9 protein-coding genes are annotated in these 13772 nt (G+C 67.8%); 6 read left to right on the top strand and 3 right to left on the bottom strand.

Annotated features, from left to right (window positions below; translation table 11 throughout):
- Positions 1-12: 12 nt before the first annotated feature.
- Together GH266_RS10965 and ubiG are read right to left on the bottom strand one after the other, a co-directional pair.
- Positions 13-699, bottom strand: a complete 687-nt coding sequence (locus GH266_RS10965; RefSeq protein WP_158193938.1) for an alpha/beta fold hydrolase — start codon at positions 697-699, stop codon at positions 13-15.
- A gap of 26 nt (positions 700-725) precedes the next feature.
- Positions 726-1490 (bottom strand): bifunctional 2-polyprenyl-6-hydroxyphenol methylase/3-demethylubiquinol 3-O-methyltransferase UbiG, encoded by a 765-nt coding sequence (gene ubiG / locus GH266_RS10960; protein WP_158193937.1) that lies wholly within the window; start codon positions 1488-1490, stop codon positions 726-728.
- Positions 1491-1657: 167 nt separating this feature from the next.
- Here ubiG and GH266_RS10955 point away from each other — a divergent pair, with 167 nt between their 5' ends.
- The 6 genes from GH266_RS10955 (at position 1658) to clpB (ending at position 11342) form a co-directional block, all read left to right on the top strand.
- Positions 1658-2908, top strand: coding sequence for an aspartate kinase (locus GH266_RS10955; protein ID WP_158193936.1), 1251 nt, complete (start codon positions 1658-1660; stop codon positions 2906-2908).
- Positions 2909-2993: 85 nt separating this feature from the next.
- Positions 2994-5261 (top strand): phosphoenolpyruvate--protein phosphotransferase, encoded by a 2268-nt coding sequence (gene ptsP, locus GH266_RS10950; RefSeq protein ID WP_158193935.1) that lies wholly within the window; start codon positions 2994-2996, stop codon positions 5259-5261.
- Positions 5262-5330: 69 nt separating this feature from the next.
- Positions 5331-6404: a peptide chain release factor 1 gene (prfA, locus tag GH266_RS10945; RefSeq protein WP_158193934.1), complete on the top strand. Its 1074-nt coding sequence runs from the start codon at positions 5331-5333 to the stop codon at positions 6402-6404.
- Positions 6401-7282 carry a peptide chain release factor N(5)-glutamine methyltransferase gene (gene prmC / locus GH266_RS10940; RefSeq protein WP_158193933.1) on the top strand — a complete coding sequence of 294 codons (882 nt, stop codon included), beginning with the start codon at positions 6401-6403 and terminating at the stop codon, positions 7280-7282. Before prfA ends, prmC begins: the two co-directional genes overlap by 4 nt.
- 406 nt (positions 7283-7688) lie before the next feature.
- A complete protein-coding gene (locus GH266_RS10935; protein ID WP_158193932.1) occupies positions 7689-8504 on the top strand; it encodes a DUF4167 domain-containing protein in 816 nt (271 codons plus the stop codon).
- A gap of 237 nt (positions 8505-8741) precedes the next feature.
- Entirely contained in the window at positions 8742-11342 is a 2601-nt protein-coding gene (gene clpB / locus GH266_RS10930) for an ATP-dependent chaperone ClpB (RefSeq protein WP_158193931.1), read from the top strand.
- A 96-nt stretch (positions 11343-11438) separates the two neighbouring features.
- Here the strand turns inward: clpB and GH266_RS10925 are convergent, their stop codons facing one another.
- Positions 11439-13445 (bottom strand): M23 family metallopeptidase, encoded by a 2007-nt coding sequence (locus GH266_RS10925; protein ID WP_209001583.1) that lies wholly within the window; start codon positions 13443-13445, stop codon positions 11439-11441.
- Positions 13446-13772: the final 327 nt, after the last annotated feature.

The raw sequence follows: 13772 nt of genomic DNA, 5'->3' as shown, positions 1-13772 counted from the left end.
GGCGGCCGCCGGTCAGGCGGCGAGCCAGGTCCGCATCAGGCCGGTGACGGCGTCCGGAGCCTCCAGCGTGGGAAGATGACCGGCGCCGGCCACCGGTTCCAGCTTGGCACGCGGGATCAGCTCCTGCATCTCGCGCGCAAGCTCGGGCGGCGTCAGCCGGTCGCCGTCGCCGACGACGATGGTCGTCGGGCAGGCGATGGCGCCGAGAAAGGGACGCGCGTCCGGCCGCGCGATGATGGCGCGTTGCTGCCGGACGAAGGCCTGCGGCCCGGTGGCGATCGCCATCTGGCCGACGAGCGCGCGCAGCGCGGCGTCTTCCTGCCGGTCCTCGTGGACGAAGAGCGGAAACAGCGAGGGCGTCACCTGGTCGAACTTGCCGCTTTCGGCCAAGGCGATCAGCCGGCCGCGGTTCTCGGTCTGCTGCTCTGTATCGGGGCGTGCGGAGGTGTCCAGCAGCATCAGCCGTTCGGGCGCCCGGCGCATGACCTCCATCGCGATGTAGCCGCCCATGGACAGGCCCGCGAGCGCAAAGCGCGGCGGCGCCTCGCCCAGCAACCGCGTGGCGATGGCCGCAATGGTCTCGTCCTGGCGATGGTCGGCGACCTGGACCTTGACCCCGTCGCCGGCCAACGCGCCTATCTGCGGCGCGAACAGCGCCTCGGTGCAAAGCAGGCCGGGAACGAGAACGAGAGGATCCATCGGCGGTGTCCTTGTGCTGCGGCGGATCAGGCCGGCCGCGAGAAGAGCATCATGTAGTTGACGTCGGTGTCGGAGGTTTCCTGCCAGCGGTCGCGCAGGGGATCGAAGGAGACGCCGCAGCGCTCCATTTCCCGCAGGCCGGCGGCCGTCAGAGGCTCCAGCAGCTCCTGCGGGCGCACCAGCTTCTCGTAGGTATGGGTGCCGCGGGGCAGCCAGCGCAGGACGACTTCCGCCCCGACGATCGCCAGCGCGTAGGCCTTCAGCGTGCGGTTGATCGTCGCGACGAACATCAGGCCGCCCGGCTTCACCAGCTGCGCGCAGGCATCGAGATAGAGCGGCACGTCTGCGACATGCTCGACCACTTCCATGTTGAGAACGACGTCGAACTGCTCGCCCGCCGCTGCCAGCGCCTCCGCCGTGGTGGCGCGGTAGTCGATGGCAAGGCCGGAGCTTGCGGCATGGATCTTCGCCACCTCGATATTGGTGGACGAGGCGTCGGCGCCGGTCACGTGAGCGCCGAGGCGCGCCATCGGCTCGCTGAGCAGGCCGCCGCCGCAGCCGATGTCGAGCAGGCGCAGGCCGGCAAAGGCATCGGGCGCCTTTTCGTCGCGGCCGAAGTGGGCGCTGACCTGGCGCTTGATATAGGCAAGGCGCACCGGATTGAACTTGTGCAGCGGACGGAACTTGCCCGCCGGGTTCCACCATTCGGCGGCCATGGCCGAGAAGCGGGCGACCTCGGCATCGTCGACTGTGGTGCCGGATCCGCCGGCGACGGTTTCTGCGGCGCTCATGCTGTTGTCCTTTCGGTTTTCCCCGAGAGGTTTGGTCGAGCGTCGCAGGCTCTTTGTCAAGCGTGGCAGTTGCGGCGGCGGGCCGCAGTCTGTATGGATGTCGCCCGATCCGGCCCGCTGTCCCGGCGGCCGACCTTCACCTTCTCGAAGACGACTCAACACAGCTCATGGCCCGTCTGGTTCTCAAGTTCGGCGGCACGTCCGTCGCAAATCTCGAACGCATCCGTAATGTGGCGCGGCATGTGAAACGGGAGGTCGATGCCGGCCACCAGGTGGCGGTGGTCGTCTCCGCCATGTCGGGCGAGACCAACAAGCTGGTCGGCCTGTGCCGCGAGGCATCGCTCCTGCACGATGCCCGCGAATACGACGCGGTCGTGTCCTCCGGCGAACAGGTGACGAGCGGCCTGCTGGCCATCGTGCTGCAGGACATGGGCGTGGAGGCCCGCTCCTGGCAGGGCTGGCAGATCCCGCTGAAGACGGACGCCCAGCACGGCGCCGCCCGCATCACCGACATCGACGGCGACAGGCTGATCGAGCGGCTGGAAAAGGGCCAGGTCGCCGTGGTCGCCGGTTTCCAGGGCGTGGCTCCCGACAACCGCATCGCGACGCTCGGGCGCGGCGGTTCCGACACCAGCGCGGTGGCGCTGGCCGCGGCGATCCGCGCCGACCGCTGCGACATCTACACGGACGTGGACGGCGTCTACACCACCGATCCGCGCATCGTGCCCCGTGCCCGGCGCCTGGAGCGCATCGCCTTCGAGGAAATGCTCGAGATGGCCTCGCTCGGTGCCAAGGTGCTGCAGGTGCGCTCGGTCGAGATGGCCATGGTTCACGGAGTGCGCACCTTCGTGCGCTCCAGCTTCGACGACCCGGATGCGCCGCAGCTCGGCGCGGGCGGCCTGCCGCCGGGCACACTCATCTGCGACGAGGACGAGATCGTGGAACAGCAAGTCGTAACCGGCATCGCCTTCGCGAAAGACGAGGCGCAGATTTCCATCCGCAACGTGGCCGACAAGCCCGGCGTTGCCAGCGCGGTGTTCGGCTCGCTGGCCGATGCCAACATCAATGTCGACATGATCGTCCAGAACATTTCGCCGGACGGGCGCACCACCGACATCACCTTCACGGTGCCGGAAAGCGACTACGACCGGGCCTTCGCGGTGCTGCGCGACAAGAAGGACCTGATCGGCTACCAGGCGATCGAGGGTGCGCGCGACGTGGTCAAGGTCTCGGTGATCGGCATGGGCATGCGCTCGCATGCGGGCATCGCCGCGCGCTGCTTCCAGGGCCTTGCCGAGAAGGGAATCAACATCCGCGCCATCACGACGTCGGAGATCAAGATCTCGGTTCTCATCGATTCCGCCTATACCGAGCTTGCGGTGCGGACTCTCCATTCGCTATACGGTCTGGACGGGTAAGCGATCCGCGGCACCTGCCGCCTCGCGACGCGGGCCTTCGGGCCCGCGGGCCCATGACGGTGGTGCGGAAAGGATCTGACGGGTGATGCGGAGCACTCTCGCAGGGCCCCGCGTGCTGTTGCGGCGCCTCCGCGAGGTCATGGCGGAGCCGATCAACGCACAGGAGCGGCTCGACAAGATCGTAGTCCTGATCGCGGCCAACGTGGTGGCCGAGGTCTGCTCGGTCTATATCCTGCGTGCCGACGGCGTCCTCGAGCTCTATGCCACCGAGGGCCTCAACCGCGATGCCGTCCACAAGACCAGCCTGAAGGTCGGCGAAGGCCTTGTCGGCCTCATCGCCGCCGATGCCCGCCCGCTCAACCTGCCGAACGCCCAGGCGCATCCCGCCTTCGCCTATCGCCCGGAAACGGGAGAGGAGGCCTACAACTCATTCCTCGGCGTGCCGATCCTGCGCGCCGGCCGGACGCTCGGCGTGCTCGTCGTCCAGAACCAGTCGCACCGGACCTATTTCGAGGACGAGGTGGAGGCGCTGCAGACCACGGCGATGGTGATCGCCGAGATGGTCGCCGCCGGCGAGCTGGAAGCCATCGTCCAGCAGGGCACCAAGCTCGACCTGACCCGGCCGATGCATTTCCAGGGCGTCGCCCTGTCCGACGGCGTCGGTCTCGGCCATGTGGTGCTGCACGAGCCGCGCGTCGTGGTCACCAATCTCATCGCCGAGGATGCGGGTGTCGAGCTGGAGCGTCTGGAGCGGGCGATCAACCGGCTGCGGATCTCGCTCGATGATCTGCTGAATTCCGGCGACTTCGCCCAGCATGGCGAACATCGCGACGTGCTCGAGGCATACCGGATGTTCGCCCATGACCGGGGCTGGATCCGGAAGATCGAGGAAGCGATCAACAACGGCCTGACCGCCGAGGCGGCGGTGGAGAAGGTGCAGTCGGACACGCGCGCGCGCATGCTGCGCCAGACCGACCCCTATCTGCGCGAGCGGCTGCACGATCTCGACGATCTTGCCCATCGCCTGATCCGCGAGCTGATGGGCCGCCAGCACGGGCCGCTGTCGGAGACCCTGCCGCAGGATGCGGTGATCATCGCCCGCAACATGGGCGCGGCGGAGCTGCTGGACTACGGCCGCGACCGGATCCGCGCCATCGCGCTGGAGGAGGGCGGTCCGACCAGCCATGTCACCATCGTCGCGAGGGCGCTCGGCATCGCGGCGGTGGGACTTGCGGACAATCTCGTCAGCCTGGCCGAGGCCGGCGATCCGGTCATCGTCGACGGCGAAAGCGGCCAGGTGCACCTGCGCCCGGCGCCCGATATCGAGAATGCCTATGCCGAGAAGGTCCGCTTCCGCGCCCGCCGGCAGGCCCAGTACCGGCGGCTGCGCAACAAGCCCTCGATCAGCCGCGACGGGGTCGACGTCTCGCTGCAGCTGAATGCCGGCCTGCTGGTCGATCTGCCGGCCGTCGCCGAATCGGGCGCGAGCGGCGTCGGCCTGTTCCGCACCGAGCTGCAGTTCATGGTCGCCTCCGCCTTTCCGCGGATGAGCGAGCAGCGCGACTATTACCGCCAGGTGCTGGATGCAGCGGGCGGACGGCCCGTCACCTTCCGCACGCTCGACATCGGCGGCGACAAGGTGCTGCCCTACCTGCGGGCGATCCAGGAGGAGAACCCGGCCATGGGCTGGCGGGCGATCCGCTTCGGGCTCGACCGGCCGGGCATCCTGCGCACCCAGGTCCGCGCCCTGTTGCATGCCGCGGCCGGCCGCGACCTGAAGCTGATGTTCCCGATGGTCACCGAAGTCGCCGAATTCCACCAGGCGCGCGGCGTGGTCGAGCGCGAGCTGAAGCACCTGCGCCGCCACGGCTATCCGGTTCCGGAACGGCTGATGCTCGGGGTGATGGTCGAGGTGCCCTCGCTCCTCTACCAGCTCGACGAGCTGTTCCAGGCGGTGGACTTCGTCTCGGTCGGCTCCAACGACCTGTTCCAGTTCTTCAGCGCGGTCGACCGGGGCAACACCCGGGTTGCCGGCCGTTTCGACACGATGAGCCCGGCCTTCCTGCGGGCGCTGAAGCATATCGTCGACAAGGCCAATGCCTATTCCACCCCGGTGACGCTGTGCGGCGAGATCGCCGGCCGGCCGCTGGAGGCAATGGCGCTGGCGGCGCTGGGCTATCGCAGCCTGTCGATGTCGGCATCCGCTCTCGGCCCGGTGAAGGCGATGGTCCGCACGCTCGATGTCGGCCGGCTGGCGGCGCGCCTGCTGCCGCGCCTCGACGAGCCGGCGGCTGCTGCCGATATCCGCGGCTTCCTGCGCGCCTTCTCGTCCGACACGGACGTCGCCTTGTAGCGAGGCTGCACGCCAGGCCTGCCTTGCCCGCAAGGGCCTTCCTTCCCGAATCGTGAGGATCGCAACGCCATGATCCCGGCGGAAAAACTGGATGCGCTGCTGTCGCGCGTCGCCGAACTCGAATACCGGATGAGCCAGAATCCGGACCCGCAAACCTATGTCCGCCTGTCCCGCGACTATGCCGGACTGGAGCCGCTGGCCGCCCGCATCACGGCCCTGCGCAAGGCGGAGGAGGAACTGGCCGGGGTCGAGGCGATGCTTGAGGACCCGGCCGCCGATGCGGAGATGCGAGAGCTGGCCGAGATCGAGCTCGGCGCCTTGCGCGAGCATGTCGAGGCGCTGGCGCAGGAGGTGCGCATCGGCTTCCTGCCCAAGGATGTGGCGGACGACCGTAACGTCATTCTCGAAGTGCGCGCAGGCACCGGCGGCGACGAGGCGGCGCTCTTTGCCGGCGATCTTTTCCGCATGTACCAGCGCTATGCGCAGTTGAAGGGCTGGAAGGTCGAGATCGTCTCGGCGAGCGAGGGTGAGGTCGGCGGCTTCAAGGAAGTGATCGCGTCCGTGACCGGCGACCAGGTCTTCGCCCGGCTGAAGTTCGAATCGGGCGTTCACCGGGTCCAGCGCGTGCCGGAGACGGAATCGGGCGGGCGCATCCACACGTCGGCCGCGACGGTGGCGGTGCTGCCGCAGGCCGAGGACGTCGATGTCCAGATCAACGATGCGGACCTGCGCATCGATACCTACCGCGCGTCGGGTGCAGGCGGGCAGCACGTCAACACCACCGACTCGGCCGTGCGCATCACCCATATGCCGACGGGAATCGTCGTCGCGGTGCAGGACGAGCGCTCGCAGCACAAGAACAAGGCCAAGGCCTTGCAGCTGCTGCGGGCCCGCATCTTCGACGAGGAGCGGGCAAGGCTGGCGAGCGAGCGGACGGAGGCGCGCCGGCTGCAGGTGGGATCGGGCGACCGGTCCGAGCGCATCCGCACCTACAATTTTCCGCAAGGGCGGGTGACCGACCACCGGATCGGCCTGACGCTCTACAAGCTTCCCGAAGTGATCAGCGGCGAGGCGCTGGACGAGGTGATCGAGCCGCTGGCGCTCGACCATCAGGCGACCCTGCTGGCGGCGGAAGGGCTGTGAGCTCGAACCCGCGCGACCGGCGGATCGGCACGGTCTGCCGCGAGGCGCGGGCGCGCCTTGCCGCGGCGGGCGTGGAGACGGCGGCGCTGGATGCGCGCCTTCTGGTCGCCGCTGCCGCCGGTGTCGAACCGGTCGTGCCCCTCACCGATCCCGACCGCGAGCTGACGGACGCGGTGCTGGCCCTGGCGGACAGCCACATCGCGCGGCGTGTCGCCGGCGAGCCGGTCGGCCGGATCCTGGGTGCGCGCGAATTCTGGGGGCTGACATTCGCCCTGTCGCGCGAGGTGCTGGAGCCGCGCCCCGACACCGAACGCCTGGTGGAAGCCGTCCTCGACTGGTGCGAGGGTGCGCAGGGGCGCGAGCATCCCTATCGCTTTGCGGACCTCGGCACCGGGAGCGGGGCCATCGCCATCGCCCTGCTCAGCGAGTTACCGAATGCGGTGGCCATTGCCACGGACATGGCGCCGGGCGCCCTGCTGACGGCCCGCGACAATGCCGTCCGGAACGGCGTCGGCGACAGGTTCCTGCCCTGCCGTGGCGATTTCGCCTCGATGCTGGCACCGGGCATGGATTTCCTTGTCTCGAATCCGCCCTATATTTCCCTTACGGAAGAAGTGCAGCTCTCCCGAGAGGTGAGGGAGCACGATCCCCGCGCCGCCCTGTTTGCCGGCGAAGATGGCCTGGATGCCTACCGGATGATCCTGCCTCAGGCGAAGGCGCTGCTTGCCCGATTCGCGCCGTTGTTTCTCGAAATCGGCGCATCGCAGGCGGTTGCCGTGGCCCGGCTGGCCAAAATTGCCGGTCTTGAGGATGTCCAGGTATTTCAAGATCTTGCAGGACAGGATCGGGTCGTGCGCGCGGCGTGTGTTGCAAAATAGCGGCAGATATGGCGCTTGTGAAAAAGACGCTTGGAAAACCGGGCGGAAAGGGCTAGGTTCACCTCGCCGAGACCCGACGGGGGTGGCGTTCGAAGCCACGGGTAGGCAGTACGATAGTTTTCGTTCCGGCCAGATCTCGCATCGCACGACGGAGCTAACCGTCGGAAAAGATGCCCGGTGGACCAGATGGTCCCGGGGTTGCTCGGCATCGGTCTGTTCAAGATGAACCCTTAAAATCCAGCGGGAATGAGCGACGTCAGTCGTATCGCGTCCCGCCGAAGGTCTGTCTTGATCGGCCCACGCAACACAGGCCTTGTGCAGTTGCGTTTCATGGCGCCGGTCACCGATGGTGGACCGGACTCCTGACCGGATTTGCCGGTCGCCGTTCTTGAGAGTTAACGGCAGAATGAGACCAGGAAATCAGAGCAACAACAACAAGCGCATCCGCGGCCGTGGTAACCGCAAGGGACCGAATCCGCTGTCGCGGACCTATGAGTCCAACGGTCCCGATGTGAAGATCCGCGGGACCGCGCACCATGTCGCCGAGAAGTACCAGCAGCTGGCGCGTGACGCCGCCGCTGCCGGCGACCGCGTGATGTCCGAGAATTATCTCCAGCACGCCGAGCATTACCTGCGCATCATTGCCGCAGCCCAGCAGAGCATGCATCAGCCGGTGGTCCTGCCGCGCGGCGATGAGGCCGAGGACGAGGCCGACGAGATCGAGGAGCGCAACGAGCGTGCAGAACGCGCCGAGCGCAACGACCGCGTCGAGCGGAGCGACCGCGGCGAGCGCAACGACCGCAGCGAGCGGAACGAGCGCCGCGACCGCGACCGGGATCGCGAGGCCGGAGCCTCTTCGGGCAAGCCGGTGATGCCGGTGGACGCACCGCAGCCCTTCGTCGACGACATTCCGGTGATCAACACCAAGTCGCTGCCCGGCGAGAGCGCCGACACCGACACCGGCGACGAGGCCGGCGAGGATGGCGACGACCGCAGCCGGCGCCGCGTGCGCGGTGCCCGCGGACGCGGCCTGCGCCGCAGTCGCTCCGCCCAGGGCGAGGGCGAGGGCGATGGTTCGGACGAGGCGGCGAACGGCAGTGCCGAGCCTGCCGCCGAGGCGGAGGCCCCGGCTGAAGCGACCGAAGAAAAGAAGCCGCGGGCCCGGCGCGCGCCGCGCAGCCGCAAGCCGGCGGACGCCGAAGCCGCCGCGAGCGAGGCGTGATCCGTCTCCGGCACGGCAGGTATGCCTGCCGCAGGGTTTGAAAAAGAAGGGCCGCAGCCGCACGCTGCGGCCCTTTTGCGTTGCCGCACCGCTATCCGCACTCTCCCCCTCTTTTGTGCTCGAAATGCAACACTATATGCTGGGTACGGTCCTTGAGGGGCCGTGCGGATGCCATGACGGGTCCGCATTCCGAAAAGGCTGCTTCGCTGCGGGGGGCGGCCGGATCTGGAGGTCATGATGGATTTCGAGAAATACACCGAGCGGGCGAGGGGCTTCGTCCAGTCGGCGCAGACCCAGGCGCTGGGACAGTCCCATCAGCAGTTCACGCCCGAACATCTTCTGAAGGTTTTGCTGGACGATCCCGAAGGGCTCGCGGCCGGTCTGATCGACCGGTCGGGTGGGCGCTCGCGCGATGTTCTGGCGGCCACCGAAAGGGCGCTCTCCGGTCTCCCGAAAGTCTCGGGCGGCGGCGGTCAGCTGTATCTGGCGCCGGCGCTGGCACAGGTGTTCGACCAAGCCGAGAAGCTCGCCGAGAAGGCGGGCGATTCCTATGTCACCGTCGAGCGGCTGCTCGTCGCGCTGGCAATCGTCAAGGACAGTGCGGCCGGCAAGGCGCTGGCCGATGGCGGCGTGACGGCGGTCCGGCTCAACGAGGCGATCAACGACCTGCGCAAGGGGCGCAAGGCCGACAGCGCCTCGGCGGAAGGGCAGTACGACGCGCTGAAGAAATATGCGCGCGACCTGACGCAGGTCGCCCGGGACGGCAAGCTCGACCCGGTGATCGGCCGTGACGACGAGATCCGGCGGACCATGCAGGTCCTGTCGCGCCGCACCAAGAACAACCCGGTGCTGATCGGCGACCCCGGCGTCGGCAAGACCGCCATCGCCGAAGGACTGGCGCTGCGGATCGTCAATGGCGACGTGCCCGAGAGCCTGAAGGACAAGAAGCTTCTTGCGCTCGACATGGGGTCGCTGATCGCCGGCGCGAAATATCGCGGCGAGTTCGAGGAGCGGCTCAAGGCCGTCCTGTCCGAGGTCCAGTCGGCCGCCGGCGGCATCATCCTGTTCATCGACGAGATGCACACGCTGGTGGGCGCGGGCAAGGCCGACGGCGCCATGGACGCCTCCAACCTCTTGAAGCCGGCGCTTGCGCGCGGCGAGCTGCACTGCGTCGGCGCCACGACCCTCGACGAATATCGCAAGTATGTGGAGAAGGACGCGGCGCTTGCCCGGCGCTTCCAGCCGATCTTCGTCGACGAGCCGACGGTGGAGGACACGATCTCCATCCTGCGCGGCATCAAGGACAAGTACGAGCTTCACCACGGGGTGCGAATCACCGATTCGGCCGTGGTTTCGGCCGCGACCCTGTCCAACCGCTACATCACGGACCGGTTCCTGCCGGACAAGGCGATCGACCTCATCGACGAGGCGGCGAGCCGCCTGCGCATGCAGGTCGACAGCAAGCCGGAGGAACTGGACGAACTCGACCGGCGGATCATCCAGCTGAAGATCGAGCGCGAGGCGCTGAAGAAGGAGACCGACCCGGCGGCCCGCGACCGGCTGGACAAGCTGGAGGGCGAGCTGGCGGACCTCGAAGAGGAGTCCGATGCCCTCACCACCCGCTGGCAGGGCGAGAAGGAGAAGCTGTCGTCCGAGCAGAAGCTCAAGGAGCAGCTGGAGCAGGCGCGCATCGACCTGGAGAAGGCGCAGCGTCGCGGCGACCTCGCCAAGGCGGGCGAGCTGGCCTATGGCGTCATTCCCGGGCTCGAGCGGACGCTCGCCGATGTCGAGGCCCGGGGCGGTGCCGACGGGGCGATGGTCGAGGAGGCCGTGACCACGGATCACGTGGCCCATGTCGTCTCTCGTTGGACCGGCATCCCGGTCGACAAGATGCTGGAAGGCGAGCGCGACAAGCTGCTGCGGATGGAAGACGAGCTGGCACGGCGCGTCATCGGCCAGCAGGAAGCGGTGCATGCGGTGTCGACCGCGGTCCGCCGTGCGCGCGCCGGCCTGCAGGACCCGAACCGGCCGATCGGCTCGTTCCTGTTCCTCGGGCCGACCGGCGTCGGCAAGACCGAGCTGACCAAGGCGCTGGCCGAGTTCCTGTTCGATGACGAGACGGCGATGGTCCGGCTCGACATGTCGGAATACATGGAGAAGCACTCGGTTTCCCGGCTGATCGGCGCACCTCCCGGCTATGTCGGCTATGAGGAGGGCGGCGCGCTGACCGAGGCGGTGCGGCGGCGGCCCTACCAGGTCGTGCTGTTCGACGAGATCGAAAAGGCGCATGGCGACGTGTTCAACGTGCTGCTGCAGGTGCTCGACGACGGACGGCTGACCGATGGTCAGGGCCGGACGGTCGACTTCCGCAACACGCTGATCGTCCTGACCTCGAACCTGGGTGCCGAATATCTGGTGGCCCAGCCGGAGGGCGAGGACTCCTCGGCGGTGCGGGACCAGGTGATGGCCGTGGTGCGCTCGTCGTTCCGCCCGGAATTCCTCAACCGGCTGGACGACCAGATCCTGTTCCACCGCCTGCAGCGCTCGCAGATGGCGGCGATCGTCGATATCCAGCTCAAGCGGCTGGAGAAGCTGCTGGCCGACCGCAAGATCACCCTGCGGCTCGATGCGAGCGCCCGCGACTGGCTGGCCGAGAAGGGCTACGACCCCGCCTATGGCGCAAGGCCGCTGAAGCGGGTGATCCAGCGCGAGGTGCAGGACCCGCTCGCCGAGATGATCCTCGGCGGACGCATCGCCGACGGCCAGACGGTCGAGGCGAGCGCAGGGTCCGACCGCCTGCTCTTCGAGGTGGGCAGTGCGGAAAGCGCCGCGGCCTGACCGGTCGCTTAAGGCGAAAAACAAAAGGCCCGGGCAGCGATGCCCGGGCCTTTTTGCGTTTTCTTGCCCGGCCTGATGTCGGGGCGGAGCCGTGGCTCAGTTGATGGCGGCGGCAGAGGCCGATGCGATCCGCGAGGGGCCGGCTGCGCGCTCGACCAAGGCATCGATGCGCTCGCGCTCGCGGTTGAAGGCTGCCAGCAGGTCGCCTTCCAGCACGCGGCCGCGCGGCAGGCGGATACGCATCGGGTTCACGAAGCGGCCGTTCACCTTGACCTCGTAGTGCAGGTGCGGACCGGTCGACAGGCCGGTGGAGCCGACATAGCCGATCACCTGGCCCTGGCGGACCTTGACGCCTTCGCGAATGCCGTCGGCGAAGCTGGTCTGGTGGCTGTAGGTGGTCTCGTAGCCGTTGGCGTGCTGGATCTCGATGCGCTGGCCGTAGCCGGAGACCCACCGCGCCTTGGTCACGACGCCGTTGCCCGCGGCCATGATCGGCGTGCCGCGCTGGGCCGACCAGTCGACGCCGCTGTGCAGCCGCATCACGCCGACGATCGGGTGACGGCGCATGCCGAAGCCGGAGCGGTACTGGCCGCCCGACAGCGGCTTGCGCATCAGGAACTTCTTCGCGCTCTTGCCGGTCTCGTCATAAAAGTCGACGAGGCCGTCGTCGGGCGTGCGGAAACGGTAGAAGCGGCGCGCCGTGCTGCGGGTGGTCAGCGCCGTATAGAGAATCTCGGCCGGTACGTTGTCGCTGTCCTGCTCGAGGCCGTAGAAGACCTCGAAGGAATCGCCCGGCTTGACCCGCGACTTGAAATCGACGTCGAAGGAGAAGATGCGTACCAGGTCGGAGATCATCTCCGGCTGCATCTCCTGTTCCAGGGCCGTCTGGTAGAGACTGTCGTAGATCGTCGGGGTGGTGCCGGCATAGCCGACACGGTCGGCCTCGGCAAAGGCATCTGCCAGGAACGTGTCGGGTGCCTGGGCGGCGACGAACTCGCCGGTGTCGGAGCGAGCGATGGTGGCGCGGTGCTCGGTATCGGCATAGAGGCTGACGCGCTGCGGCTGCAGGCGTCCGGTCTCGTCCGGGCTCGGGGCGAGCGCGATGCGCAGCCGCTGGCCGGTATCGAGCTTCTCGATGCCGAACTCGCGTACGAAGGCGTCGACGATGCTCGCCGCCTCTTCCTCCGTGGCGTAATTCGCCATCAGCTCTTCCTGGAAGCTCTCTTCGCCCGTCACCGGCACGATCTTCTCTTCCATGCCGGCATAGATGTCGGACGCTTCGCTCTTGGAGACGAAGGAAACGTTCTCCGGGGTGATCCGCACGGTGAGGCGCGACAGTTCCGGCTGCTGGGCGAGGTTGAAGTCGAAGCGGCCGGGATCGATGACCGGGCCGCTGGCCTCGCTTACCGAATTGCCCGACAGGAAGTGTGCCGACTGGCGCACGAACTGTTCGATCTCCATCTCGCCATAGCCGCTGTCGACGGTGGAGAGAGGATTGTCGACCGGAAAGTCCCGCGTGCTGATCGTCACTTCTCCCTCGACGCGGGCATCGTAGACCGCGTCGCTGACGGCGCGCGCCGGGATGACGTTGGCATCGGAAAAGAGCTGAAGCGGGTTGAAGGGAGGGATTTCCTCGGAGGCCTCGCGCGAGGCGCGGGTGGCCAGGGTGGCGGTCACCAGAGCGTAGGGACGCAGCTTGATGTGGTCCCGCCCGTCGATGCGGTTGAGAGTCGAGACCGGAATGACGTGCCGGTTGGAATATTGCGCGGCGGCGCGAATGACGCGATCGCCCTTGGCCGAACCGTTGCCGCCGACCACCCGGGAGGTCGTCGCCTCCGGCTGGTCGCCCCGGGAGGGGGCCGCAGAGACCTGATACTGCCCGTCGAGGGCCGCGAACAGGGCGCCGCCCATCAGGGTCACCGAGGTGAGGCCGGTCAGGACCGACCCGGTCAGCCAACGCAGGCTGACCCTGCGACGGTCCGGAAGCTGATCGCGTTCGTCATGGACCATGAGAGGCGGTTCGTCGCCAAGGTCCAGAGAGTTGCGGTGTGTCGCGCCGAGATGCATTCCGTCCTTCTCGTCGTGCTCGTCGGCCGCCGCCATCGCCTGTCGGCGCGGCAGCTGCCTTGATCTTCTTGCGGACCCGTGGGGCCCGTCCCTGCGTCCGGCAACCATGCGCCTGCCCCGGCGCCTGGCGCGATGCCTGTCCTGGTGGCCGGCGGGACAGTACCCGCAAACAGCCCGAACCTTTCAAAAGAATCCGCGCCTGGACATGTGCGGCGACCGGCTCTTCCCGCATCTGCGAGAGCGGTGCCGCGCCCGATATCCCGTTACGGCGCAGGCGGCATCATAGGAACCCCGAAGGACAAGAGCAATCTGGCGTATTTGTGACATGCCCTGCCACAATTGCCGAGGGGGTGTCGCATTCGG

Origin of the sequence: Stappia indica (assembly GCF_009789575.1) — a bacterium.
GTDB classification, from domain to species: domain Bacteria; phylum Pseudomonadota; class Alphaproteobacteria; order Rhizobiales; family Stappiaceae; genus Stappia; species Stappia indica_A.
This window is presented reverse-complemented; position numbering and strand designations above follow the sequence as displayed.

Bases quoted from the DNA above. Each gene is read 5' to 3' on its own strand.
- clpB (WP_158193931.1), top strand. From the start codon at position 8,742: ATGGATTTCGAGAAATACACCGAGCGGGCGAGGGGCTTCGTCCAGTCG.
- GH266_RS10955 (WP_158193936.1), top strand. From the start codon at position 1,658: ATGGCCCGTCTGGTTCTCAAGTTCGGCGGCACGTCCGTCGCAAATCTC.
- ubiG (WP_158193937.1), bottom strand. From the start codon at position 1,490: ATGAGCGCCGCAGAAACCGTCGCCGGCGGATCCGGCACCACAGTCGAC.
- ptsP (WP_158193935.1), top strand. From the start codon at position 2,994: ATGCGGAGCACTCTCGCAGGGCCCCGCGTGCTGTTGCGGCGCCTCCGC.
- prfA (WP_158193934.1), top strand. From the start codon at position 5,331: ATGATCCCGGCGGAAAAACTGGATGCGCTGCTGTCGCGCGTCGCCGAA.
- GH266_RS10935 (WP_158193932.1), top strand. From the start codon at position 7,689: ATGAGACCAGGAAATCAGAGCAACAACAACAAGCGCATCCGCGGCCGT.
- GH266_RS10925 (WP_209001583.1), bottom strand. From the start codon at position 13,445: ATGGCGGCGGCCGACGAGCACGACGAGAAGGACGGAATGCATCTCGGC.
- GH266_RS10965 (WP_158193938.1), bottom strand. From the start codon at position 699: ATGGATCCTCTCGTTCTCGTTCCCGGCCTGCTTTGCACCGAGGCGCTG.